At 72.6% G+C, this 23,904-nt stretch carries 19 protein-coding genes; 8 read left to right on the forward strand and 11 right to left on the reverse strand.

Annotated features, from left to right (window positions below; all coding sequences use genetic code 11):
- Positions 1–11: 11 nt before the first annotated feature.
- Positions 12–824 carry a PaaX family transcriptional regulator C-terminal domain-containing protein gene (locus tag ACFV46_RS28585; protein WP_361927660.1) on the reverse strand — a complete coding sequence of 271 codons (813 nt, stop codon included), beginning with the start codon at positions 822–824 and terminating at the stop codon, positions 12–14.
- 15 nt (positions 825–839) lie between these two features.
- On the reverse strand, positions 840–2,486 hold the full coding sequence (locus ACFV46_RS28590; RefSeq protein ID WP_385500381.1) for an AMP-binding protein: 1,647 nt from the start codon (positions 2,484–2,486) through the stop codon (positions 840–842).
- A 133-nt stretch (positions 2,487–2,619) separates the two neighbouring features.
- On the opposite strand from ACFV46_RS28590, the gene ACFV46_RS28595 reads away from it, so the two are divergent.
- Both ACFV46_RS28595 and ACFV46_RS28600 read left to right on the forward strand, forming a co-directional pair.
- Positions 2,620–3,801, forward strand: coding sequence for an acyl-CoA dehydrogenase family protein (locus ACFV46_RS28595; RefSeq protein ID WP_385500382.1), 1,182 nt, complete (start codon positions 2,620–2,622; stop codon positions 3,799–3,801).
- A complete protein-coding gene (locus tag ACFV46_RS28600) occupies positions 3,798–4,196 on the forward strand; it encodes a RidA family protein (RefSeq protein WP_361927667.1) in 399 nt (132 codons plus the stop codon). Before ACFV46_RS28595 ends, ACFV46_RS28600 begins: the two co-directional genes overlap by 4 nt.
- Positions 4,197–4,266: 70 nt before the next feature.
- Here ACFV46_RS28600 and ACFV46_RS28605 read toward each other — a convergent pair whose 3' ends face one another.
- Positions 4,267–4,491: a DUF5999 family protein gene (locus tag ACFV46_RS28605; RefSeq protein ID WP_385500384.1), complete on the reverse strand. Its 225-nt coding sequence runs from the start codon at positions 4,489–4,491 to the stop codon at positions 4,267–4,269.
- Between the two features lie 237 nt (positions 4,492–4,728).
- On the opposite strand from ACFV46_RS28605, the gene ACFV46_RS28610 reads away from it, so the two are divergent.
- The 4 genes from ACFV46_RS28610 to ACFV46_RS28625 all read left to right on the forward strand — a co-directional run bounded on the left by ACFV46_RS28610 (position 4,729) and on the right by ACFV46_RS28625 (position 10,657).
- Positions 4,729–5,184 carry a DUF6299 family protein gene (locus ACFV46_RS28610; protein ID WP_361927672.1) on the forward strand — a complete coding sequence of 152 codons (456 nt, stop codon included), beginning with the start codon at positions 4,729–4,731 and terminating at the stop codon, positions 5,182–5,184.
- 385 nt (positions 5,185–5,569) lie between these two features.
- Positions 5,570–7,711 (forward strand): SpoIIE family protein phosphatase, encoded by a 2,142-nt coding sequence (locus ACFV46_RS28615; protein WP_385500386.1) that lies wholly within the window; start codon positions 5,570–5,572, stop codon positions 7,709–7,711.
- Between the two features lie 340 nt (positions 7,712–8,051).
- Positions 8,052–9,377: a hypothetical protein gene (locus ACFV46_RS28620; protein ID WP_385500387.1), complete on the forward strand. Its 1,326-nt coding sequence runs from the start codon at positions 8,052–8,054 to the stop codon at positions 9,375–9,377.
- A gap of 350 nt (positions 9,378–9,727) precedes the next feature.
- Positions 9,728–10,657 (forward strand): hypothetical protein, encoded by a 930-nt coding sequence (locus ACFV46_RS28625; protein WP_385500388.1) that lies wholly within the window; start codon positions 9,728–9,730, stop codon positions 10,655–10,657.
- A gap of 463 nt (positions 10,658–11,120) precedes the next feature.
- Here the strand turns inward: ACFV46_RS28625 and ACFV46_RS28630 are convergent, their stop codons facing one another.
- Entirely contained in the window at positions 11,121–11,762 is a 642-nt protein-coding gene (locus ACFV46_RS28630; protein WP_385500390.1) for a class F sortase, read from the reverse strand.
- Positions 11,755–12,594, reverse strand: coding sequence for a DUF4397 domain-containing protein (locus ACFV46_RS28635; protein WP_385500391.1), 840 nt, complete (start codon positions 12,592–12,594; stop codon positions 11,755–11,757). Before ACFV46_RS28635 ends, ACFV46_RS28630 begins: the two co-directional genes overlap by 8 nt.
- A 444-nt stretch (positions 12,595–13,038) precedes the next feature.
- Between ACFV46_RS28635 and ACFV46_RS28640 the strand changes: the two genes are divergently transcribed.
- The gene (locus ACFV46_RS28640; RefSeq protein WP_385500392.1) at positions 13,039–13,242 is read left to right on the forward strand and encodes a DUF6480 family protein; all 204 of its coding nucleotides are present in this window, start codon (positions 13,039–13,041) and stop codon (positions 13,240–13,242) included.
- A 28-nt stretch (positions 13,243–13,270) separates the two neighbouring features.
- On the opposite strand, the gene ACFV46_RS28645 is transcribed toward ACFV46_RS28640, so the two are convergent.
- The 3 genes from ACFV46_RS28645 to argG form a co-directional block, all read right to left on the reverse strand.
- Complete coding sequence (locus ACFV46_RS28645; protein WP_361927689.1) at positions 13,271–14,800, reverse strand: UDP-N-acetylglucosamine 1-carboxyvinyltransferase; 1,530 nt, start codon at positions 14,798–14,800, stop codon at positions 13,271–13,273.
- A gap of 65 nt (positions 14,801–14,865) precedes the next feature.
- The gene (locus ACFV46_RS28650) at positions 14,866–15,063 is read right to left on the reverse strand and encodes a DUF4236 domain-containing protein (protein ID WP_361927692.1); all 198 of its coding nucleotides are present in this window, start codon (positions 15,061–15,063) and stop codon (positions 14,866–14,868) included.
- A 171-nt stretch (positions 15,064–15,234) separates the two neighbouring features.
- Complete coding sequence (gene argG / locus ACFV46_RS28655; RefSeq protein ID WP_361927695.1) at positions 15,235–16,689, reverse strand: argininosuccinate synthase; 1,455 nt, start codon at positions 16,687–16,689, stop codon at positions 15,235–15,237.
- A gap of 271 nt (positions 16,690–16,960) precedes the next feature.
- On the opposite strand from argG, the gene acnA reads away from it, so the two are divergent.
- A complete protein-coding gene (acnA, locus tag ACFV46_RS28660) occupies positions 16,961–19,678 on the forward strand; it encodes an aconitate hydratase AcnA (protein ID WP_376728987.1) in 2,718 nt (905 codons plus the stop codon).
- A gap of 74 nt (positions 19,679–19,752) precedes the next feature.
- Here acnA and ACFV46_RS28665 read toward each other — a convergent pair whose 3' ends face one another.
- The 3 genes from ACFV46_RS28665 to ACFV46_RS28675 form a co-directional block, all read right to left on the reverse strand.
- Positions 19,753–20,946 (reverse strand): VWA-like domain-containing protein, encoded by a 1,194-nt coding sequence (locus ACFV46_RS28665; RefSeq protein ID WP_385500400.1) that lies wholly within the window; start codon positions 20,944–20,946, stop codon positions 19,753–19,755.
- Between the two features lie 182 nt (positions 20,947–21,128).
- A complete protein-coding gene (locus tag ACFV46_RS28670) occupies positions 21,129–22,364 on the reverse strand; it encodes an AAA family ATPase (RefSeq protein ID WP_385500395.1) in 1,236 nt (411 codons plus the stop codon).
- A gap of 67 nt (positions 22,365–22,431) precedes the next feature.
- Complete coding sequence (locus ACFV46_RS28675) at positions 22,432–23,799, reverse strand: hypothetical protein (protein ID WP_385500396.1); 1,368 nt, start codon at positions 23,797–23,799, stop codon at positions 22,432–22,434.
- Positions 23,800–23,904: the final 105 nt, after the last annotated feature.

The raw sequence follows: 23,904 nt of genomic DNA on the forward strand, positions 1-23,904 counted from the left end.
CCCCGGGAGGTTCACAGACCGGCGAACACGGCCCCCGCGTCCCGCAGTCGCTCGTGCAGCCCGCGGAAGACGGCGGCCGACCGCGCGCCCGGCCAGTCCGGCGGCAGCAGCCGCGCGGGCAGCCCCGGATCGGTGTACGGCAGGTGCCGCCAGGAGTCCAGCGCGAGCAGATAGTCGCGGTACGCCTCCTGCGGATCGGTGTCCGCCCGCCGCTCCCAGGCGTGCAGCACACGCGCGTGCCGGTCGAGGAACGCCTCGTGCTCCTCGGCGATCGCGGCCAGGTCCCACCAGCGGGCGACGGCCTCGGCGGTCGGCGTGAAACCGAGATGCTCCCCGCGGAAGAAGTCCACGTACGCGTCGAGCCGCAGCCGCTCCAGGCTGTGCCGGGCCTCCTCGTGCAGCCGGGCGGGCGCGATCCACACGCCCGGCGCCGCCGTCCCGAAGCCGAGGCCGGACAGCCGGGAGCGCAGCACATGCCGTCTCTGCCGCTCCGACTCCGGCACCGAGAACACGGCGAGCACCCAGCCCTCGTCCTCGGGTGGCGCGGTGGCGTAGATACGGCGGTCGCCGTCGTCGAGCAACTGGCGTGCCTCGGGTGAGAGTTCGTAGCCCGCCGCGCCCCGGTCCGTCCGGGCCGGCAGCAGCAGGCCGCGCCGCTTCAGCCGCGACACCGACGAGCGGACGGAGGGCGCGTCGACGCCCACCGCCGCCAGCAGTCTGATCAGCTCGGCCACCGGTACGGGGCCGGGCATATGGCGGCCGTAGGCGCCGTAGAGCGTGACGATCAGAGACCGTGGTGCATGCTGGTCGGACACGTTGATCATCTTAGGTCGTGCGGATCACCGCCGGTCGCCGGGCGGGTCACCGGCCCCGCGCAACCGGAACCGCTGGAGCTTGCCGGTCGCGGTGCGCGGCAGCGCGTCCAGGAAGACGATCTCCCGAGGGCACTTGTACGGCGCCAGCTCGGCCTTGACGAACGCGCGCAGCGCCTCCGCGTCCCGGCGCGCCCCCTCCCTGAGCACGGCGTACGCCACGACGACCTGGCCGCGTGCCTCGTCGGCGCGCCCCACGACGGCCGTCTCCAGCACGTCCGGGTGCCGCAGCAGGGCCTCCTCGACCTCCGGTCCGGCGATGTTGTACCCGGCCGAGATGATCATGTCGTCGGCGCGGGCGACGTACCGGAAGGAGCCGTCGGTGTCGCGGACATACGTGTCGCCCGTGATGTTCCAGCCGTGGCGCACATAGTCGCGCTGACGGGGGTCGCCGAGATAGCGGCACCCCACCGGCCCGCGCACGGCCAGCAGCCCCGGCTCCCCGTCCGGCACCTCACGGCCCTCGGCGTCGACGACCCGCGCCTGCCAGCCGGGCACCGCGACCCCGGTCGTCCCGGGCCTGATCCGCTCGTCGGCCGCCGAGATGAAGATGTGCAGCAGCTCGGTGGCGCCGATGCCGTTGATGACACGCAGCCCGGTCCGCTCGTGCCAGGCCCGCCAGGTGGCGGCGGGCAGGTTCTCGCCCGCCGAGACACAGCGGCGCAGCGAGGAGACGTCGTGCCCGTCGAGCGCGTCCAGCATCGCCCGGTACGCGGTCGGCGCGGTGAACAGCACGGACACCCGGTGCTCGGCGATCGCCGGCAACAACTGCTTGGGTCCCGCCTGTTCCAGCAGCAGGGCGCTGGCACCCGCCCGCAGCGGGAAGACCACGAGCCCGCCCAGCCCGAACGTGAACCCGAGCGGGGGACTGCCCGCGAAGACGTCGTCCTCATGGGGCCGGAGCACATGTGCGGAGAAGGTGTCGGCGATCGCGAGCACATCCCGGTGGAAGTGCAGACAGCCCTTGGGGCGTCCGGTGGTCCCGGAGGTGAAGGCGATGAGCGCCACGTCGTCCGCGGCGGTGTCGGCGGCGCGGAACGGTGTGCCGGGCGCGGGCCGGCGCAGCAGGTCGTCGGGCCCGTCACCGCCGTACGTCGTGATGCGCAGCCCCGGCACCTCGGCCTTGGCGAGGTCGTCGACGGCCCGGACGTCGCACAGCGCGTGCCGTACCTCGGCGATCTCGCACATGGTCCGCAGCTCGTGCGGCCGCTGCTGGGCCAGGACCGTGACGGCCACCGCGCCCGCCTTGAGCACGGCCAGCCAGCACGCCGCGAGCCAGGGCGTGGTGGGGCCGCGCAGCAGGACCCGGTTGCCGGGGACCACGCCGAGGTCATCGGTGAGCACATGGGCCAGCCGGTCGACACGGTCGCGCAGTGTGGCGTACGTCCATGTGTCACCGGCCGGGGTGTGGAACACGGGCCGGTCGTCGTCGGGCCCCGCCAGCAGCTCCGCGGCGGCGTTGAGCCGGTCGGGGTAGTGCAGCTCCGGCAGGTCGAAGACGAGCTCCGGCCACTGGTCGGGCGGGGGCAGATGGTCCCTGGCGAAGGTGTCGACGTGCGCGGAGCGGTGCAGACCGGCCATGGCGGTTTCGCCCCCTTGCCTCGTGGGCTTCATGTGGGCTCGCACCAGGAGCGTATCGTCTTGGTGACGGCAGTCAATGGGGCGCGATATCGTCGAGGGGTCCATCGAGAGGGTTCGCCGGGCCCGTCGAGAACGGTCCGCAGGGGCGGCCCGCAGGAGGTCGGCAATGCCCGCATTCTCGCTCGATCCACCACAGACCGCCCGGTGCGCCGAACTGCGCGCCCTGGCCGCCGAACGGCTGCGCCCCCTCGCGGAGAAGGGCGAACCCGGGCACGTCAACCGCGCGCTCGTCGCCGAACTCGGACAGCTCGGGCTGCTGGAGCGGCTGTTCACCTCCGGCGCCGTCGACCTGTGCCTGATGCGCGAGTCCCTCGCCCACGCCTGCACCGAGGCCGAGACCGCGCTCGCCCTCCAGGGCCTGGGCGCCCACCCGGTGTACGCCCACGGCACCCCGGCCCAGCGGGACCGCTGGCTGCCCCGGGTGGCCGAGGGCACCGCGATCGCCGCCTTCGCCCTGAGCGAGCCCGCGGCCGGCTCGGACGCCGCGGCCCTGGAACTACGGGCGGAGGAAGGGCCGGTGACGGACCCGCCCCCGGCCGATCCCGCACCGGCCGCCGAACCCGACGGCACCGCCCGCTGGCGGCTCACCGGCGAGAAGTGCTGGATCTCCAACGCCCCCGAGGCCGACTTCTACACCGTCTTCGCCCGCACCACGCCCGGCGCCGGCGCCCGCGGCGTCACCGCGTTCCTGGTCCCCGCCGACCGCCCCGGCCTCGGCGGGACCAGCCTCGACATGCTGTCCCCGCACCCCATCGGCGCCCTCACCTTCGACGCCGTGCCCGTCACCGCCGACGACGTGCTCGGCGAGGTCGACCGCGGCTTCCGGGTCGCCATGGGCACCCTCAACCTGTTCCGGCCCAGCGTCGGCGCCTTCGCCGTCGGCATGGCCCGCGCCGCCCTCGACGCGACGCTCGCCCACACCGCCGAACGGGACGCCTTCGGCGGCAAGTTGAAGGACCTCCAGACCGTCGCCCACCAGGTGGCCGAGATGGCCCTGCGCACCGAGGCGGCCCGCCTCATGGTGTACGCGGCCGCCACGGCGTACGACGAGGGCGCCGAGGACGTCCCGAAGCGGGCGGCGATGGCGAAACTCCTCGCCACCGAGACCGCGCAGTACGTCGTCGACCAGGCCGTCCAGCTGCACGGCGCCCGCGCCCTGCGCCGCGGCCACCTGCTCGAACACCTCTACCGTGAGGTGCGCGCCCCACGCGTCTACGAGGGCGCCAGCGAGGTGCAGCGCGGCATCATCGCCAAGGAGCTCTACGCCGGCAGGGAGGCCGCCCAGTGACCACCGAGCGCGTCAACCCGCCCGACCTCTCGCCGCCCACGGGCTTCTCGCACGCGGTCGTCGCCACCGGCTCACGGGTGGTGTTCCTGGCCGGCCAGACCGCGCTCGACGCCGACGGCAAGGTGACCGGCGAGACCCTGCCGGAGCAGTTCGAGCGGGCGCTCACCAATCTCCTGACGGCACTCGCGGCGTCCGGCGGCACCCCGGCCGACCTCGCCCGCGTCACCGTCTACGCCACCGACGTGGCGTCCTACCGGGAGCAGGCCCCCGAACTGGGCCGTATCTGGCGGCGCCTGGCCGGACGCGACTACCCGGCGATGGCGGTGGTCCAGGTCGTCCGTCTCTGGGACGAACGGGCGCTGGTGGAACTGGACGGCTTCGCGGTCCTGCCGTAGCGGTTGCAGCCGCCGTGGCCGCCGTGGCTGCCGCAACGGTCATAGCCCCGGAGCACACGGGAGCGCCGGATCACGCCGCCTGTGCGAGGCGGGCGGCCGGTACCCGGTGGGGCGCCACCACACTGCCGTCGGCCAGCAGGGCACCGCTGTCGTCGAACACGATCGAGCCGTCGCACAGCAGGCTCCAGCCCTGCTCGGGGTGTGCCGCGACCACATGTGCGGCCGGCACGTGTGCCGCGACCATATGTGCGGTGAGGGCCTGGGGGGACGGGCACGAGGACCGGTGAGAACACATGGCGCACCTCCACAGGGACCGGACGAGCCGTGGGGGCCGTCCGTGTGGTTCGACCATGCTCCCGTCGCGCCCCCGCCGGAACGGCCCGTCGCGAACCGTGACACCCCGCGGACAACTCCCTGACCGCCCCGCGACGGTCGAGGCGGACTCGCCACCGAAGGGGTGACGATCACGGCCCGGGACCCGCCCGCCGGGTACGAGTGGAGCGCCCCACTCCGCCCACCGGGAGGTCATCCCATGCCCCTGCGCCCCGCGCTCGCCGCCACCGCCGGCGCCGTCCTGCTCCTGCTGGCCGCCGCGCCCTCGGCCCCCGCCGCCGACACCGACTCCACCACCGGGGTGAAGGAGTCCGTGACCGTCGACAAGAAGATCCGCCTGGCCTCCGACGGCACCGTCACGGTCTCCGGCACCTACCGCTGCGCCGACGCCGAGGGCCCCGTCTTCGTCAGCGCCTCCGTCGCCCGGCGGAAGTCCGACACCCGCCACGCCATCGGCGGCACGCTCGCCGAGTGCGACGGTGAGAAGCACCGCTGGGTGAACGAGGGCACCCCCACCCCGACCACGCTCAAGGCCGGCAAGGCGGACGTCGAGGCCACCCTCGTGGAGCTGCGGCCCGTGGACCTGCTGGGCGGGCTGCCCCTGCCGTACTTCCACGCGAAGCTGAAGAAGAACGCGACCCTCGTGAAGGCCTGAGCCCCGGACGGCCGGGCGCGGCGCTCGCGGAGCCCGACGGCACCCGCCCCGCCCGCCCGGCTCACCGCCCCGCCCGCCCGGCTCACCGCACACCACGCCCGCCCCACCGCGCAGCGCCCCGCCGACCCGGGGGCGCGGCGCGGGCCGCGAGGCACGAGGACGTGGGAGAGCCCAGCCCTCCCCGGAGTGCCCAGCCCTCCCCGGGGTGCCTAGCCCTCCCCGGGGTGCCCAGCCCTCCCGGAGCGCCCAGCCCTCCCCGGGAGGCCCAGGCTTCCCCTCGACGCCCCCGTACGGCCGATCGGGCGGCGCCCGGACCGGCGACCGGACCACCCGCGCGCCACCCCCCGGTCTGAGGCGGCGGCCCGAGCGGCGTACCGTCGTCAGTGTGGATTCCTCGGCCGGCCAACTTCTCGCGCGAGCGGCACAGGAGCTCAGGCGGCGCGTCGGCGAGCTCTCCGCCGAGGTGGAACAGTGCCTGCGACGCGAACTTCCCGCCCTGTACGACGCGCCCGCCGTCGCCCGCGTCGTCTCCCAGAACGTCATCGACCACATCTCCGCCGCCCTCTCCGGCCTCGAACGTGAGATCGCACCGAGCCGCATCGAGCTGCCGGCCGCCGACACCGCCCGCTCGCTGGGACTGGCCCGCCACGGCACCCCGCTGAGCGCCGTCCTGCGCGCGTTCCGCCTGGCCCAGGGCATCGTCAACGACCGTCTCCTGGAGGAGCTGCCCCGGCTCAGCGGCGACGCCCAGCAGGTCAGCGCGGCGGCCCGGGGACTGATCGTCGTGTCGACCACCTATGTGGACCGCGTCTCCGAGCAGGGTGTGGAGGCGTTCCAGGAGGAGCGCGACCGCAGGCTGCGCTGGCGGGCGAGGATGGTGAACGAGGCGAGCATGCGCATCGGGACCACCCTCGACATCGACCGCACCGCGCAGGAACTGGCCGACCTCGCCGCCGAACGCTTCGCCGACTTCGTCACCGTGGACCTCCTCGACCCGCTGCTGCGCGGCGAGGACGCCGTCGTGGAGACGCCCTTCGTGCTCCGCCGGATGGCCCAAGGGCCCTCCGACGCCGAGGGCCCGGATCCGGCCGTCCGGCCGCAGGAGGTCCACCGCTGTCACGACGGCTCCGCCACCGAGCGCGCCCTCGTCACGGGGCGGCCCTCCCGGCAGCAGCACGACCGGTCCGAGGACCCGCGGAGCATCCACTCCACGATGGTGGTGCCGCTGCGCGCCCGGGGCACCACGCTGGGTCTCGCCGAGTTCCACCGCTGCGGCACCCCCGCCCGCTACGACGACGAGGACCTCCTCCTCGCCGAGGAGATCGCCGCCCGGGCCGCCGTCGCCGTCGACAACGCCCGCCGCTACACCAACGCCCGCGCCACCGCCCTCACGCTCCAGCGCAGCCTCCTCCCGCGCAACGCGCCCCTGCAGTCGGCCGTGGACGTCGCCTACCGCTATCTGCCGGCCGGCTCGGACGCCGGGGTCGGCGGCGACTGGTACGACGTCATCCCGCTGTCCGGCGCGCGGGTGGCCCTGGTCGTCGGGGACGTGGTCGGCCACGGCATCCGCGCCGCCGCCACCATGGGCCGGCTGCGGACCGCCGTGCGCACCCTGGCCGACATCGACCTGCCGCCCGACGAACTTCTCACGCATCTGGACGACGTCGTGCTGCGCCTGTCCGCCGAGGAGTCCGGCGACCAGGACGGCCCCGGCGACGGCTCCAACGACGGCGACATCGGCGCCACCTGCCTGTACGCGGTCTACGACCCGGTCTCCCGCCGCTGCACCCTGGCCCGGGCCGGCCATGTGCCCCCAGCCGTGGTGGTCCGCGACGGCCGGGCGGAACTGCTCGACCTGCCGCCCGGCCCGCCGCTGGGCCTCGGCGGCCTGCCGTTCGAGACGGCCGAGATCGACCTGCCGGAGGGCAGCCTCATCGCCCTCTACACCGACGGCCTGATCGAGGCCCGCGCCCACGACATCGAGGGCGGGCTCACCGCTCTGCGGGAGGTCCTCGCCCGGCCCGCGCCCAGCCTGGACGCGGCCTGCGACACCGTCCTGGAGGCCCTGCTGCCCTCCACCAAGCCGGACGACGACATCGCCCTGCTCCTCGCCCGCACGCGCGCCCTCGGCGCCGACCGCGTCGCCACCTGGGACCTCGAACCCGACCCCGCGGAGGTCGGACGCGTACGCGGAGAGGTCTCACGCCAACTCGCCGCCTGGGGACTGGGCGACATCGACTTCATCGCCGAACTGGTCGTCAGCGAACTGGTCACCAACGCCATCCGCTACGGCCGCCCCCCGATCAGCCTGCGCCTCATCCACGACCGCGCCCTGCTGCTCGAGGTCTCCGACGCCAGCAGCACCACCCCGCACCTGCGCCGCGCCCGCGTGTTCGACGAGGGGGGCCGCGGCCTGCTCCTGGTCGCCCAACTCGCCGAACAGTGGGGCACCCGCCACGCCCGCCGCGGCAAGACGGTCTGGGCCCAACTGAGCGAGTCGGCGGAACTGCCGCTGCCGATCCTGTAGTCAAAATCAGGCGCCACGCAGAGGCGTCCGACTCGGCCACCGACCTGACGGCGGCGACCCTGCGCACGGCCTGCTACGTGATGATCACCCGCGCGCGGGAGCGGCTGGTCGTGGGCCGACAGTGGAGCCGGATGCCGCGGCACCTGGAGAGGCTGGACGCGTGGATGCAGAGGGTGACGCGACAGCCGGCGCCATCGCCGGCGGGCGGAGTGAGTACCCGAATCCCTCACGGCCCGATGTGTCGTGAGTGGCCTGCGCATGCTGCGGTGTGAGAGCGCGAGGATCTACCGTTCTGTTGGACGTCAGCCGTGGGCTGGCGTGGATTGATTGAGGGGGGACGATGATCGACTATCGCAAGAAAACACATATTCCGGTCTGGACGCTGGCGACACGTGATGTCCAGGTGCCCGCGGTGATCGGAGGCGGGCCGATGACAGCCGAGCGGCTGGCCGAACTCCGGGGCGCGCTGGCCGCGTTGGCCGAGCAACCAATCGCGACGCTCGAGGCGCACCCGCTGCCGGACAGGCTCGACCGCAGCCAGGGCATCCCGCTCGACGCCGCCAGCCCGTTGGCGCAGCACCTGTCGCAGCTCATCACCGAGTCGGCGAAGGCCTCCTCCGTGGCCTCCAAGGCGACGGCTTCCGGCGAGTTCCTGTGCCGCGTGGTGGTCCCGGCCAAGGTCGCCGAGGAGTTCGGGCAGGGGCTGGTTCGCTGGATGGTGCCCAAGGCGTCGACGGGGAGCGGGTTCTACGGCGCTCTCGTGCACTCGACGACGGGCCAGATCGCCGCCAAACCGATCCTCGTGCCGGTCAGCGGAGCGGCAGCGGCGGGCACGGTCGGCGGTGCGGGTGCGACCGCCGGTGCCGCGGCGGCCGGTGGAACGCTGCTCACCGTAGCCGCGCCGCTCGTGCTGATGGCGGTGGCCGTCGGGGTGAGCGCGCACGCCGACCGCAAACAGCAGCAGGCCATCGAACGTATCACCAACCTGCTGGAGCAGATCCAGGCCGATAGGCTCGACGACGAGCACAGTGCGCTGAACGGCTGCCGTGCCGCCATCGACAAGGCCACGGCCATCCTGCTCGACCAGGGCAGGCTCGGCGTCTCACTGGGACTCGACTCAGCGGTGCACACCATCGACACGGCGCTCAGCAAGGCCGACATCCGTCTGACCCGTTGGCGCGCCGCGCTCGGCAAACTGCCCGACGGCGGATCCGTCGAGATCGGCACCCTGAGCGAGTCGTTCCCCGGCGTGGACGAGCCCGGCGGCATCTTCCGCACGCACCTGCAACTCGCCTCACTTGCCGTTGCGTTGAAGCGACGCGTCAACGTTCTCCAAGCAGTTGAACGAGCCCAGAGCGAGCCCGACAACCTGTTCGAGAACTTCACTCGCGCCCTCAAGGACGACGAGCAGCGTCTCAACGAGCTGGAAACCGGCATCGCCGGCCTCCTGTTGCGCCTGTCGTCCCTGGAACTGGCACGCCCGAGCGGCAAGCGCCCCGTTTTCACGACCGGTGAGGTCGACCGGCTCCTGCGCGCGGCGTACCAGATCCGCAGCCTGGGCGACGGCGTCGCACTCGACGGCCGCCCGACAGACCTGGAGATCGAGATTGCCCGCGAGCGGGACGGCTCGGTGGTGGTGTTCCCGGCGCTGCCCGTCCAGCTGTAGACCCGTGATGTCGAACAGGGCCGCCCGGACGGTCTTGCCGCCGGCGAGCGCGGTGACGAGGGGCAGGCTCCGTCCGCCGGTGGGGAGCGGGTCGGGCTCCGCCCGGCAGGGAGGCGGAGGGCGTCGCTGACCTCGATGTGGAGCCGGTGGAGGCGGGAGACGCGAAGGGGCGGGGGCTGTCAGTGGTGGGTGGCAGGATCACCGGCATGGCGTTCGAACGGACTACTCCGCCCCGGCCTGTCGACGTGACCGCGGTCTTTCCAGAACTGGCTCCGCTGGCCCGTCCCGCCGTCCGGCTACATCCCCGCCCGGGGTCGCCTTCGGTCCGGGACAGCTCGGTCGGGGGCCCGTTGCTGTGGCCGGCCGGGGAACCCTGGCCGCACTGCGAGGACGCGCACCTGCACGGTGACAGCGGATTCCGCGAGTCACCGGCAGAGATACGGCTCGACAGGTACCGGCGGGCCCAGCGGTATGACGACCCCTACGGTCCCTCGTTCACGCCCGAGGAGGTGGCGGCCCTGGAGCGGAAGGCTGCGCGGCTCGCGGAGCGGCTGGAAGCCGGCCCGCCAGCGCCCGAGGAGTGCCCGGTCCCCCTGCTGCCCCTGGGCCAGCTGTATCTGCGCGACGTGCCCCTGCTGCGGCCGCCCGCAGGGGCCGATCTGCTCCAAATCCTCTGGTGTCCCTATGACCACGAGCCGAACTGGAAGCCCGCGACCGCGCTGTTCTGGCGGTCCGCAGCCTCGGTCGTCGACGTCCTCGACGCGCCACCGGAACCGTACGAGGCCAACTACCCGGGCTACGTGCCGGAGCCGTGCCTGCTGGCACCGGAGGCGATCACCGAGTATCCCGACAGCCTCGATCTGAGCCCGGAGCTGAGGGAGGCGGTGGGGGACTGGAGCAGATGGCAGGCCGCCGGCGCGGACCTGGACGACTCCTACGAGGAGTGTCCGGTGGAGTTCTACGACAGCGACCTGGCCGACGCCCCCGGCTGGAAGGCCGGCGGCTGGCCGCCGTGGGGCCGCACCGACCCGTACCCCCGGTCCTGTGCCGTCTGCGAAGCGCGGATGGTCCCGCTGCTGACCATCGCCTCCTTCGAGTGGGACGGCAGTACGCGCGGCTGGGCCCCGTACGAGGACCGGGCCGCCGCCCATGCAGGCGCCCACATCGCCGGTCTGTCCCCCGCGCAGCCCACGAGGGTGGAGGTGGGCAGCGCCGACAACATGCAGCTCTACGTCTGCCCGGCCTCCCCCGAGCACCCGCACACCGACCTGATCCAGTGAACGGCCCGCTCCAGGGCGGACGTGAACGGGCTCAGGCACGAGCCGGACCCCGTACAGAGCGCATGGGGGCTGTTACGCGTGGTAGGCGGACCGGCGCCGCAGGGCGGGCCCTCGGCCTGCCCTGCCCGCAACCACCAGACGAGCGGGACGCCGGTGGCCAGGACGAGCACGAGGAAGCCGTCGCGAGCTCCGGCGCCGACCGGGCGCTTCGTCGCACGGATGCCCTCCGAACGGGAGACGGGCGGCCCGGGTGCCACCTGGGGGCCGGGAATCCGTCGGACTCGTGCAGGACCTCCCGCGTGATGTGCCCCCACACCCGCTCGGGCGGCGCCGCTGGCAGGTCCGAGGTCTGGGCACCGCGCGCGGCGGCCACCACGCGGATCATCGGGTTCAGTTCACGGCGACAGCCTGGACACGACACGACGTGCCGCAACACGAGCCCTTCGCACATGAGGCGACGCCGTCACTCGCGCACCGGCTCCGCCGTGACGACGAGGTTGGCCAGGTAGCCTCCGCGCTCGGGCTCGAACGGCGGTGCACACGTGATCAGGGTGAGGACGGGATCGCCGGTTCGGCGGAACGCCGAGGGCGGCAACTCGTCCTTGGGCACGGTGGTGCGCGAGACGACGCGGTAGACGACCGGCGCGGCCTTCGCCCGGCGGACCTCGACGCGATCGCCGCGCCGTACGTCGTAGAGTGCGGCGAACTCGCCGAGGGCGCCCGTCTCGCCGTCCACGTGCCCGACGAGCACGGCCGACCCCTCGGGGCTGCCGGGCGCCGGGCCGAAGCGGTACCACCCGGCCACGGAGGGGTCGTCCGGGACGGCCATGTCTCCGCGCTCGGTCACACCGACCGGCCGTACGCGGGCGTCGAGGCTCGCATCGCGAATCCGGACGCGCTCGGGCGGCGCGGCCGCGGCGGTGCCGGGTGGTGACTCGGTGCCGCGGGGCGCCGGGGCCGTCACCGCCCGCTGGCCCGTGGGTGCGGACCCGAAGTCGGGCGGCGCGGCCGCCTGCTCCGACGGCGTACCCGATACGGCGAGGACGGCTGTCAGAGCGGCAGCCGACATCGTCAGCGCGGTCAGCCGTCGCGGGGCGTCAGCCACGCCGGCCGGCCACCCGGCGGGCCACCATGACGCCCGTCAGTGTGATCGCTCCGGCGGCTGCGGCCCAGGCGAGCCACTGGTCGGAGGAGTTCGGCGTGACGGCGGCACCGCTGACGCCGGCACTCGCCCCGTTGGGCATCGTCTCCATACCGCTGAAGGTCTGGGTCGCCAGGGCCAGGTTCTTGTCCTTGGCGCTGCCCCAGGCGTAGACGACGTTGCTCGTGCCCTCCTTGAGGTCGAGGTCGGCCGGGCCGATGGCGACGGTGTCCGTGCCGGCGAGGACGACGTCGGCGTTCACGGTGCCCGCGTCGACGGCCGCGGTGTCCTGGTTCGGGTTGGTCAGGTCGGTGAAGACGGGCTGTCCTCCGGCCCGTACGTCGACGGCGGGCGCGGCCGCGACATGGCGAACGGTCAGGCGCGCCTTGCCCGCGTCCACCTTCGAGACGTCGTTGGCGAACGCCGTCAACTGCGGCGTGCCGTCGGAGGAGAGGTGCGCTGCGACCGTGGCGTTGCCGCCTTCGGACACCTTCACCTGCTTCTCCAGGGCGGGGGTGCCGTCGGGGCTCTGACCGGCTTCGAAGATCTTGATGTCGTAGGTCCCCGCCTTCAGGGACTGTGGATCGGTCACCGTGCCGGGCTTGAAGTCGCCGAGCAGCTTGTCGCCGTTGGCGTAGACGTCGACCGTCATGCCGGGAATGCCGTGGAAGACGGACACCATGCCGGTGTCCTGCGCCTGTCGGGGAGCGGCCATGGCGGCGGGTGCGGTCACACCGAGGGCCAGAGCGCAGGCCCCGGCCGAAGCGGCGACGGCGATGGTGGTCCGGGAGGTCATGCGGATCATCCCTTCATGGGCCCTATGTCTGCTGGGTCTCACAGGGGCTTCGCTGCCGGGGGGTGCTCCGGATGCGCCGGCGCGACCACTTTCCCCGCCGTGCGTACGGGGACGAGGAGAGCCGTCCGCCGAGGGACAGATCCGCCGGTCCGCAGGACCCTCGCCGCATCCAAAGCCGACATATCGGCCGAAACAGGGTTGTGAAGCTCAAGGGCGAACGGCCCGCCCTCACCATGACGGTCGGCGCGCTCTTGTCCAGCAAGCTGTCCCACGACAACCCGTACTGGCAGCGCCGGCACCCGCAGCAGGCGGCACGCGAACGCGAGGCGGCCGCCGCCCTCCCGGACTCCGGACGGATGCGGCACCCGCTGCCTGTCACGCGGCGTCCCGAGGGTGCCGGCGACGGGCGGGCGCCCGCATGGCGCCCGCCCACGAGAGGAAGCGATGAGCGACGTGACCGAACCACTCAGCAGGCCGACCGAGACGCCTCCCGCGGAGGGCTCGACTGCCGAGGCGCACGAAGAACGTCCGGACGGCGGTGTCTGGGAGCACCCCTACTTCTGGCTGGGGCTGGTCGTGGCCGGATCCCTGATCATCGCCGTGTTCTTCCTGCTCCGCTTCCTCGATCTGACGGCACCGGTGTTCTGAGATCTGACGGCACCGGTGTTCTGAGGGCTCAGATGTCCCGGAAGATCTCGATCTGCGCCCCGATCGAGTTCAGCCGCTCCGCCAGGTCCTCGTAACCGCGGTTGATGACATACACGTTCCGCAGCACGGACGTGCCGTCCGCCGCCATCATCGCCAGCAGGACGACCACGGCGGGGCGCAGGGCCGGCGGGCACATCATCTCGGCGGCGCGCCAGCGGGTCGGGCCCTCCACCAGGACGCGGTGCGGGTCCAGGAGCTGGAGGCGGCCGCCGAGGCGGTTGAGGTCGGTCAGGTAGATGGCGCGGTTGTCGTAGACCCAGTCGTGGATGAGGGTCTTGCCGGACGCGGCCGCCGCGATGGCCGCGAAGAACGGCACGTTGTCGATGTTCAGGCCGGGGAACGGCATCGGGTGGATCTTGTCGATCGGCGCCTCCAGCTTGGAGGGACGGACCGTCAGGTCGACCAGCCGGGTACGGCCGTTGTCGGCGAAGTACTCGGGGGTGCGGTCGTGGTCGAGGCCCATCTCCTCCAGGACCGCCAGCTCGATCTCCAGGAACTCGATCGGCACCCGGCGCACCGTCAGTTCGGACTCGGTGACGACGGCTGCGGCCAGCAGGCTCATCGCCTCGACCGGGTCCTCCGAGGGGGAGTAGTCGACGTCGACGTCGATCGTCGGGACGCCGTGCACGGTCAGCGTCGTGGTGCCGATGCCCTCCACGCGGACGCCGAGCGCCTCCAGGAAGAAACACAGGTCCTGGACCATGTAGTTGGAGGAGGCGTTGCGGATGACGGTGACGCCGTCGTGCCGCGCGGCGGCCAGCAGCGCGTTCTCCGTCACGGTGTCTCCGCGCTCGGTCAGCACGATCGGCCGGTCGGGCCGTACGGACCGGTCGACCACGGCGTGGTACTGGCCCTCGGTCGCCGCCACGTCCAGACCGAAGCGGCGCAGCGCGATCATGTGCGGCTCGATGGTGCGCGTACCGAGGTCGCAACCGCCCGCGTAGGGCAGCTTGAAGTGGTTCATGCGGTGCAGCAGCGGGCCGAGGAACATGATGATCGACCGGGTGCGCACGGCGGCCTCGGCGTCGATCGCGCCCATGTCCAGCTCGGCGGGCGGCACGAGCTCCAGGTCGACGCCGCCGTTGATCCAACGGGTGCGGACGCCGATGGAGTTGAGGACCTCGAGGAGGCGGTAGACCTCCTCGATCCGGGCGACCCGGCGCAGTACTGTGCGCCCCTTGTTGAGCAGAGAGGCGCACAGCAGCGCCACACAGGCGTTCTTGCTCGTCTTGACGTCGATGGAACCCGACAGCCGACGTCCGCCGACGACCCGGAGATGCATCGGACCGGCGTATCCCAGGGACACGATCTCGCTGTCCAGGGCCTCGCCGATACGGGCGATCATCTCAAGGCTGATGTTCTGGTTGCCGCGCTCGATGCGATTGACGGCGCTCTGAGAGGTGCCGAGCGCCTCGGCGAGCTGCGTCTGTGTCCAGCCACGGTGTTGCCGGGCGTCACGGATGAGCCTGCCGATACGTACGAGGTAGTCGTCTGCCATGAGGCTGAGGCTATCTCACATATGAGATGGCGCCCCTCAGGGGGGTCCATTCGGGTGACGGGTTGTCAACGCCCCCTGCTGGTACGGGTGCGCCGCCATCCGAAAGGCCCGGGCAAATCCATCGATGTCGTACGACGTCCGGTGCTGCTGTGGGTGTGGCGCGGGCCGTTCTTGCCACCCGTGGTGATGGACCAGGAGCGGCGGTTGATGTTGAGCGTCACGCCGGGGAGGATCCGGAAGCTCTTGCGGAACGTGAGGGGCATGCGTGCCTCCCTTTCCAGTCGGTCTCCAGTCGGTCAGGTGCTCATCCGCTTACCCCGACTCCGCGCGCTGAGGCATGTCGAGTGCGGAGAAGGCGCGCACGCGAAGGGGCCCGGTGCGACGCGCCGTGCGCCGTACCGGGCCCCTTCGAGGTCCGTCCTCCGGTGAAGCCGTCAGTCCGTGCCGGACTCCATCGCCGCGCGGTCCAGCAGCGCGTCCTCCTCGGACACCTCGCCGCGCGACGCGATGGCCTCGGCGCCGCCCTGGGGCAGCTCCGGCATGGTGCCGATGAGGCCGGTCGCGGCGGCCTGGGAGGCGCCGATGGTGGGGCTGCCGGTGCCGATCAGCCCGAGGCCCGCGTACTGCTCCAGCTTGGCGCGCGAGTCGGCGATGTCGAGGTTGCGCATGGTCAGCTGGCCGATGCGGTCGACGGGGCCGAAGGCCGAGTCCTCGGTGCGCTCCATGGAGAGCTTGTCCGGGTGGTAGGAGAACGCCGGGCCCGTGGTGTCGAGGATCGAGTAGTCCTCGCCGCGCCGCAGCCGCAGCGTCACCTCGCCGGTGATCGCGGCGCCGACCCAGCGCTGGAGCGACTCGCGGATCATCAGCGCCTGCGGGTCCAGCCAGCGGCCCTCGTACATCAGCCGGCCGAGGCGCCGGCCCTCGTTGTGGTACTGGGCGAGGGTGTCCTCGTTGTGGATCGCGTTGACCAGGCGCTCGTAGGCGGCGTGCAGCAGGGCCATGCCCGGCGCCTCGTAGATGCCGCGGCTCTTGGCCTCGATGATCCGGTTCTCGATCTGGTCGGACATGCCCAGGCCGTGGCGGCCGCCGATGGCGTTGGCCTCCATCACCAGGTCGACGGGGGAGGCGAACTCCTTGCCGTTGACGGTGACCGGGCGGCCCTGCTCGAAGCCGATCGTCACGTCCTCGGGGGCGATGTCCACCGACGGGTCCCAGAACCGGACGCCCATGATCGGCTCGACCGTCTCGATGCCGGTGTCCAGGTGCTCCAGGGTCTTGGCCTCGTGGGTGGCGCCCCAGATGTTGGCGTCGGTGGAGTACGCCTTCTCGGTCGCGTCCCGGTACGGCAGGCCGTGGGCGACCAGCCACTCCGACATCTCCTTGCGGCCGCCGAGCTCGGTCACGAAGTCCGCGTCCAGCCAGGGCTTGTAGATGCGCAGATGCGGGTTGGCGAGCAGGCCGTAGCGGTAGAACCGCTCGATGTCGTTGCCCTTGTAGGTCGAGCCGTCGCCCCAGATCTGGACGTCGTCCTCCAGCATCGCGCGCACCAGCAGGGTGCCGGTGACGGCACGGCCCAGGGGCGTCGTGTTGAAGTACGCGCGCCCGCCGGAGCGGATGTGGAACGCGCCGCAGGTGAGCGCGGCCAGCCCCTCCTCGACGAGGGCCGCACGGCAGTCGACCAGGCGCGCGACCTCGGCGCCGTAGGTCTTGGCGCGGCCGGGCACCGACGCGATGTCGGGCTCGTCGTACTGGCCGATGTCGGCGGTGTAGGTGCACGGGACGGCGCCCTTGTCGCGCATCCAGGCGACCGCGACCGAGGTGTCGAGACCGCCGGAGAAGGCGATGCCGACCCGTTCGCCGGTGGGCAGGGAGGTGAGGACCTTGGACATAGGAAGAGTATGCATCATCTCGCATGATCATGCAATGCAGACCCATGTGACCTGGGGCGCGCGGGCTCGCCGCGCCCCGGGCATGACCATCCCGGCCTCATGTACTAGAGTTATCTCGACATCGAGATATCTGCCGAGGTGCACCGCAGCCGTACGGCGCGACCGGTCTGACGGTAAGGGTTGCCTAACTTAGCCTTACCTTAGCGGACCGGCCGGTAGGCCGTCGCGGCAGGATCGTGGTGGTACGCGCACATCAATGAAGGAGACTGTCGTGTCGGCGAACAGCTTCGACGCCCGCAGCACGCTGCAGGTGGGCGACGAGTCGTACGAGATCTTCCGGCTGGACAAGGTCGAGGGCTCCGCGCGCCTCCCTTACAGCCTGAAGGTGCTGCTGGAGAACCTCCTCCGCACCGAGGACGGCGCGAACATCACCGCCGACCACATCCGCGCCCTGGGCGGCTGGGACTCCCAGGCCCAGCCGTCGCAGGAGATCCAGTTCACGCCGGCCCGCGTGATCATGCAGGACTTCACCGGCGTGCCCTGTGTCGTGGACCTCGCGACCATGCGTGAGGCCGTGAAGGCCCTCGGTGGCGACCCATCCAAGGTCAACCCGCTCTCGCCGGCCGAGATGGTCATCGACCACTCCGTCATCGCGGACAAGTTCGGCACGTCGGACGCCTTCAAGCAGAACGTCGACCTGGAGTACGGCCGCAACAAGGAGCGCTACCAGTTCCTGCGCTGGGGCCAGACCGCCTTCGACGACTTCAAGGTCGTCCCCCCGGGCACCGGCATCGTCCACCAGGTGAACATCGAGCACCTGGCCCGTACGGTCATGGTCCGAGGCGGCCAGGCGTACCCCGACACCCTCGTCGGCACCGACTCGCACACCACCATGGTCAACGGCCTCGGCGTCCTCGGCTGGGGCGTCGGCGGCATCGAGGCCGAGGCCGCCATGCTCGGCCAGCCGGTCTCCATGCTGATCCCGCGCGTCGTCGGCTTCAAGCTGACCGGTGAGCTGCAGCCCGGCACCACCGCCACCGACCTCGTGCTCACCATCACCGAGATGCTCCGCAAGCACGGTGTGGTCGGCAAGTTCGTCGAGTTCTACGGCGAGGGCGTCGCCGCCACCTCCCTGGCCAACCGCGCCACCATCGGCAACATGTCGCCGGAGTTCGGCTCCACCGCCGCGATCTTCCCGATCGACGCCGAGACCATCAACTACCTGAAGCTGACCGGCCGCTCCGAGCAGCAGCTCGCGCTCGTCGAGGCCTACGCCAAGGAGCAGGGCCTCTGGCTGGACCCGAAGGCCGAGCCGGACTTCTCCGAGAAGCTGGAGCTCGACCTCTCCACGGTCGTCCCGTCCATCGCCGGCCCGAAGCGCCCGCAGGACCGCATCGTCCTCGCGAACGCCGCCGAGCAGTTCAAGCAGGACGTCCGCAACTACGTCAGCGACGAGTACGAGGCCAGCAAGGAGTCCTTCCCCGGCTCCGACGCCCCGTCGACCATCCCGAACGGCGCCCCGTCCAACCCGGTCGTCGTGACCGCCCCCGACGGCTCGACGTACGAGCTCGACCACGGTGCCGTGACGGTCGCCGCCATCACCTCCTGCACCAACACCTCCAACCCGTACGTCATGGTCGCCGCCGCGCTCGTCGCGAAGAAGGCCGTGGAGAAGGGCCTGACCCGCAAGCCGTGGGTCAAGACCACCCTCGCCCCGGGCTCGAAGGTCGTCACCGACTACTTCGACAAGGCGGGCCTCACCCCGTACCTCGACAAGGTCGGCTTCAACCTGGTCGGCTACGGCTGCACCACCTGCATCGGCAACTCCGGCCCGCTGCCGGAGGAGGTCTCCAAGGCGGTCAACGACCACGACCTCGCGGTCACCTCGGTCCTCTCAGGCAACCGCAACTTCGAGGGCCGGATCAACCCCGACGTCAAGATGAACTACCTGGCGTCCCCGCCCCTGGTCGTCGCGTACGCCCTCGCCGGCTCCATGAAGGTGGACATCACCAAGGAGGCCCTGGGTGTCGACCAGGACGGCAACCCGGTCTACCTGAAGGACATCTGGCCCTCCGAGGCCGAGGTCAACGACGTCGTCGCCAACGCCATCGGCGAGGACATGTTCTCCAAGTCCTACCAGGACGTCTTCGCGGGCGACGCCCAGTGGCAGGCCCTGTCGATCCCGACCGGCGACACCTTCGAGTGGGACCCGGAGTCCACCTACGTCCGCAAGCCCCCCTACTTCGAGGGCATGCAGATGGAGCCCGCCCCGGTCACCGACATCACCGGTGCCCGCGTGCTGGCCAAGCTGGGCGACTCGGTCACCACCGACCACATCTCCCCGGCCGGCGCCATCAAGGCCGACACCCCGGCCGGCAAGTACCTCACGGAGCACGGCGTCGAGCGCCGCGACTTCAACAGCTACGGCTCCCGCCGCGGCAACCACGAGGTCATGATCCGCGGTACGTTCGCCAACATCCGCCTGCGCAACCAGATCGCGCCGGGCACCGAGGGCGGCTACACCCGCGACTTCACCCAGCCCGACGCGCCGGTGTCGTTCATCTACGACGCCTCGCGCAACTACATCGAGCAGGGCATCCCGCTGGTCGTCCTGGCCGGCAAGGAGTACGGCTCCGGCTCGTCCCGCGACTGGGCCGCCAAGGGCACCGCGCTCCTCGGCGTCAAGGCCGTCATCGCCGAGTCGTACGAGCGCATCCACCGCTCGAACCTCATCGGCATGGGCGTCCTGCCGCTGCAGTTCCCCGAGGGCCACACCGCCGCGTCCCTCGGCCTGACCGGCGAGGAGACCTTCTCCTTCACCGGCGTCGAGGAGCTGAACAACGGCACCACGCCGAGCACGGTCAAGGTCACCACCGACACGGGCGTCGAGTTCGACGCGGTCGTCCGCATCGACACCCCCGGTGAGGCCGACTACTACCGCAACGGCGGCATCATGCAGTACGTCCTGCGCAGCCTGCTCCGCAAGTAAGCGGTACGGCACGGCAGCAGAGGGCCGCACTCCCGGAACGGGGGTGCGGCCCTCCGCCGTACCGTGCACCCCACTCAGCCGATGGTGACGACCCGCGCCCAGGGCGGCGGGGCGTCCGGCACATAGTCCGGGTCGTCCTCGTCCACGGCGCGGACCGGCCGCGGGAACAGCCCGACGACCGTACGGCACGGCGGCTGCGCGGACGGCCAGGGCGTCTGGCCGTCGGTCAGCGCGACGATCACGTCCGGGCGGGGCCGCGAGCGCAGCGCCCGCTCGAAACCGGACCGCAGATCCGTGCCTCCGCCGCCGATCAGCTCCAGGGCCTCGGCACGGCAGATCGGCACGGCGATCCCGGCCGCCGCGTCGCAGGAGATCACCGACACCAGATCGCGCCGCCCGCCCACGGCCCGCGCGATCGCCGCCACCTCCAGCAGCGCGCCGCCCAGCTCGGCGTCGCTCACCGAACCCGAGGTGTCGATCACCACGCACACCCGGGGGGGAGTGCGGCGCAGGCTCGGCAGCACCACCCCGGGCACGGCGGTCGAGCGGCGGGACGGACGCCGGTAGCTGTGGTTCTCACCCGCCCCCGGCGCCCCGGCCGCCGACCGGACAGCCGCGCCCAGCAACTGCCGCCACGGCTGCGGCGGATGGAACGCCGCGTCCGCCCATCGCCGCCAGCCCTCCGGAGCCTCGCCCGGCCGGCCCTTGATGCCCTCGGCCACCCGGAAGCGCACCGCGTCCCGCTGCTGCCGCGTCAGCCCGTTCGCGCCCTCGGGCCCCAGCTCCCACGGCCGTGCCTCGCCGTCGGCGCCGCCGCCGCAGTCCAGCCAGGACAGGTCCGAGGCGAGCCCGGTCATCGAGGACGTCCGCAGGTACTCCTCCATCAGCAGCCCGTCGGGCAGCCCCAGCAGCGACGGCAGCACCGCCCCGGCCGGCCGGAGCAGACCGTCGCCGTAGATGTCGTCGTTGATCTCGAAGTCGGCCGCGATGTTCCGGCGCAACCGCTCGCCCGGCCCGTACGCCTCGTGCTCGCGCGCGTGACGCAGACCGCGCTCATGGTGGTCCCGCAGCAGATGGGACACCTCGTGCACCCAGACGCCCGCCAGATCCTCCACCGGCGTGCGGGCCACGAAGCCGGGGGAGACGTAGCAGCGCCAGTGCGCGTCGACCGCCATCGTCGGCACCGAGCGGTCCTCCACCACATGGAGCGCGAAGAGCGCGGCGGCCAGATAGGGCCGGACCTCCACCGCGTGCAGCCGGGCGGCCATCAGCTTGTCCCGGTCCAGCGGCAGTCCGGGCGAGTCGTCCGCGGCGCGGGGCCCGGCCGGCGCCGTGGGGACGGTGACCCTCACGGGGCGCGGCGGCGGAGGCGGGGACATCGGCCGCGGCACGGGCCGCGTGGCGCCCCTGCTCCCGGTCATCGCCGCACCTGCGGCACCCGCGCCCCCCGTCATCGCCGCACCTTCGGTGCCCGCGCGACCGCCACCGACCGTTCCGCCCGCTCGGACAGGCCGACGATCGACGCCAGCCGTTCCACCGCCTCCGGGACCTCCCAGTCGTCGCGCCGCACCGCGGCCAGCGCCTTGGCCGGGGCCACCAGCAGATCCGGCGCCCCCGTCTCCAGGGCGCGGACCAGCACCGCCCAGCCCGCCGCCCAGCGCTCCCGTTCGGGGCGGGCCCCCACGGCGGCCACCACCGCCTCCAGCGCGGCCTGCCGGAGATCGCCGCGCTCCGGCAGTTCGGCGTTCCCGGGGTCGGCCAGCAGGAGTTCCGGGTCCGGCAGGTCCATCCGGTCGAGGTGGGCGAGGAGTTCCAGACCCGGACCGTCTCCCACAGCGCCCCGCACCAGCAGCGCCAGCACGTCCCGGGACACCCCGGCCGCCGTGCCGAAGGCCAGCAGGGCCAGCGCGGCCTCCCAGCTCCGGGGCGAGGGCCAGGCCCCGCCGCGCCGCGTCTCGCTGCTCGGCAGGCGGTGGATCAGCGTGGGCCGCGCTTCGAGGAAGCCGCACACCGCGCGCCGGGCGAGCATCACCGCCTCCGCCAGCCGCTCCGGCTCCAGCCGGGGCAGCTCGGCGCGGGGCCAGACCCCGCCCAGGCCGCGCACCACCACGTCCTTGTCGTGCACCCAGTACAGGTGGACGAACCGGTTGGCCAGCGGCGGGCTCAGCTCCCACCCGTCCGCCGCCGACGCGCGCGGGTTGGCGGCCGCCACGATCCGTACCCCGGGCGGCAGTTGCAGGGCGCCGACCCTCCGCTCCAGGACGACCCTGAGCAGCGCGGCCTGCACGGCCGGGGTCGCGGTGGACAGCTCGTCCAGGAAGAGCAGGCCGCGCCCGGCCCGGACCAGCTCCACGGCCCACTGCGGCGGCGCCATCGGCACTCCGCGCACCGCCGGGTCGTCACCCACGATCGGCAGCCCGGAGAAGTCGGTCGGCTCGTGGACGCTGGCGATCACGGTGGTCAGCGGAAGGTCGAGGGACGCGGCGAGCTGGGTGAGGGCCGCGGTCTTGCCGATGCCCGGTTCGCCCCAGAGCAGGACCGGCAGATCGGCCGCGACGGCGAGGGTGAGCGCTTCGAGCTGCTCGTCCGCGCGGGGCTCGGTGGTGGTCGTCCGGAGCAGTGTCAGGAGGTCGTCGGCGACGGCGAGTTGCGGGTCGACGGCGGGCATGAGGGCAGCGGAGGTCATGGGCATCACCAGGTGTGTAGAGGGTTCGGAGCAGCCGTGTGGGCTGAAGGGGAGGGGAGAGGAGAGGTCAGAAGAACAGGCCGGTGCGGGGCCGGGACCGCTTGCCGCGCTTGGGGCGCGCGTGCGGGGGCGTACGCCGGGCGACGCGGCGCCCGCGCGGGTCGACCCCGCCACCGGCGGCGGGGTGCACGGGGACGAGCCCGGAGCGGAACAGTCCGTGCTCGACGCGGCGGGCGGCGGCCGTCTCCAGCTCCTCCCGGAGCGGGCCCTCCCGCAGCACGGCGGCAGGGCCGAGCAGCCCTTCGACGACGGCCAGTGCCCCGGCGACGTCGCCGTGCCGCAGCCGCTCGCGGACCGCCGGCAACTGCTCGGGACTGCGGTGCACGGCGTCGATCGCCCGCAGGCAGGGCAGCGCGGGCCCGCCGAGCGCGACCAGCAGTTCCTCCCGGCGCACTTCGGCCGGGTGGTGGTCGACGGCGGTCAGCACTCCGTCGCGCAGGGCGATCCGGTGCACCCGGCCTCGGCACTGGACCCGGTAGGGGTCGGCGGCCCCGGGGACCGGCGGGCCGGACGAGGGACCGGACACCGGCAACGCGGCGGCGACCAGCGGATGCAGCCGGTCGGACGTGATCGCCCCGGCCCGCAGCAGCTCCCCGTCGGGCAGAACGCGGGCCGCCGCCTCGGGCAGCACCGGAAGCGCGGCCACGTCCCGCGCGGGCAGCGCGAGAGCCCGTACACCGGGCGCGTGGCCGTCGTCGGGCGCGACGAGTTCCAGTACGGCCCGCTCGCGCGTGCCCAGCCGTACGGTGAACGCCCCCCGAGGGCCGAATCCTTCGGCCCGCAGCAGCAGTTCGCCCTCGGCGGCCCAACTCCGTGTGGCCCACGGCGAGTCGGGGTCGTCCCCTCGGCCACGGCGGTGGGCCAGCTCGCCACTGCGCCCGGCGTCCCACAGATGCCGGTGCAGATCGAGCCGGAACCGCCGGTCCGGGTGCGGGTGCGGATGGTGCCCCCAGGCGGGCCCGTCGCCGGACTCGTCCCACAGGGACAGCGACATCCGCTGTCCGGCGTCCGCCCAGGCGGGCGGTGTACGGACCACGAGGTGCAGGGAGCCCGGGTAGCGGGCCAGGGAGAGGGTGAGGCCGGGGCGGAGCCGTCCGTCGGGGGCGATCCGGGGCATGTGCCAGCGCAGCAGGTCCGGCGCGAGCCGGCGCAGGTCCGCGCGGAGACGGGCGGCGAGGTCGGTGCCGTGGCGGGTGCGCACGGCGCGCAGATCGAGATCGACGTCGACGCGGGCGGCGGCGCAGGCCCCGGCCCAATCGCCGGCGAGACGCCGGGCGGTCGCGGTCTCGATCATGGACGGTGGCACGGCGTACTCGCGTACGCGCTGCCACATCGACAGGCGGGTCGGAATCGCGGGCGCGAAGTGAGGTGCCATCAGCACTCACCTTGCGCGGACGATTCCCCCAATCCACGAGAGGAGAAGTTCTTCATCGCCCGCATCATAGGCACGGCGTTCACGATCTGTCACCAACGTTATGGG

This window comes from Streptomyces sp. NPDC059852 (assembly GCF_042731455.1).
Taxonomy (GTDB): domain Bacteria; phylum Actinomycetota; class Actinomycetes; order Streptomycetales; family Streptomycetaceae; genus Streptomyces.

Bases quoted from the DNA above. Each gene is read 5' to 3' on its own strand.
- ACFV46_RS28585 (WP_361927660.1), bottom strand. From the start codon at position 824: ATGATCAACGTGTCCGACCAGCATGCACCACGGTCTCTGATCGTCACG.
- ACFV46_RS28595 (WP_385500382.1), top strand. From the start codon at position 2,620: ATGCCCGCATTCTCGCTCGATCCACCACAGACCGCCCGGTGCGCCGAA.
- ACFV46_RS28640 (WP_385500392.1), top strand. From the start codon at position 13,039: ATGAGCGACGTGACCGAACCACTCAGCAGGCCGACCGAGACGCCTCCC.
- ACFV46_RS28645 (WP_361927689.1), bottom strand. From the start codon at position 14,800: ATGGCAGACGACTACCTCGTACGTATCGGCAGGCTCATCCGTGACGCC.
- ACFV46_RS28635 (WP_385500391.1), bottom strand. From the start codon at position 12,594: ATGACCTCCCGGACCACCATCGCCGTCGCCGCTTCGGCCGGGGCCTGC.
- ACFV46_RS28675 (WP_385500396.1), bottom strand. From the start codon at position 23,799: ATGGCACCTCACTTCGCGCCCGCGATTCCGACCCGCCTGTCGATGTGG.
- ACFV46_RS28650 (WP_361927692.1), bottom strand. From the start codon at position 15,063: ATGCCCCTCACGTTCCGCAAGAGCTTCCGGATCCTCCCCGGCGTGACG.
- argG (WP_361927695.1), bottom strand. From the start codon at position 16,689: ATGTCCAAGGTCCTCACCTCCCTGCCCACCGGCGAACGGGTCGGCATC.
- ACFV46_RS28605 (WP_385500384.1), bottom strand. From the start codon at position 4,491: ATGTGTTCTCACCGGTCCTCGTGCCCGTCCCCCCAGGCCCTCACCGCA.
- ACFV46_RS28665 (WP_385500400.1), bottom strand. From the start codon at position 20,946: ATGGCCGCCCGGCTGCACGCGGTGGAGGTCCGGCCCTATCTGGCCGCC.
- ACFV46_RS28610 (WP_361927672.1), top strand. From the start codon at position 4,729: ATGCCCCTGCGCCCCGCGCTCGCCGCCACCGCCGGCGCCGTCCTGCTC.
- ACFV46_RS28590 (WP_385500381.1), bottom strand. From the start codon at position 2,486: ATGAAGCCCACGAGGCAAGGGGGCGAAACCGCCATGGCCGGTCTGCAC.
- ACFV46_RS28670 (WP_385500395.1), bottom strand. From the start codon at position 22,364: ATGACCTCCGCTGCCCTCATGCCCGCCGTCGACCCGCAACTCGCCGTC.
- ACFV46_RS28620 (WP_385500387.1), top strand. From the start codon at position 8,052: ATGATCGACTATCGCAAGAAAACACATATTCCGGTCTGGACGCTGGCG.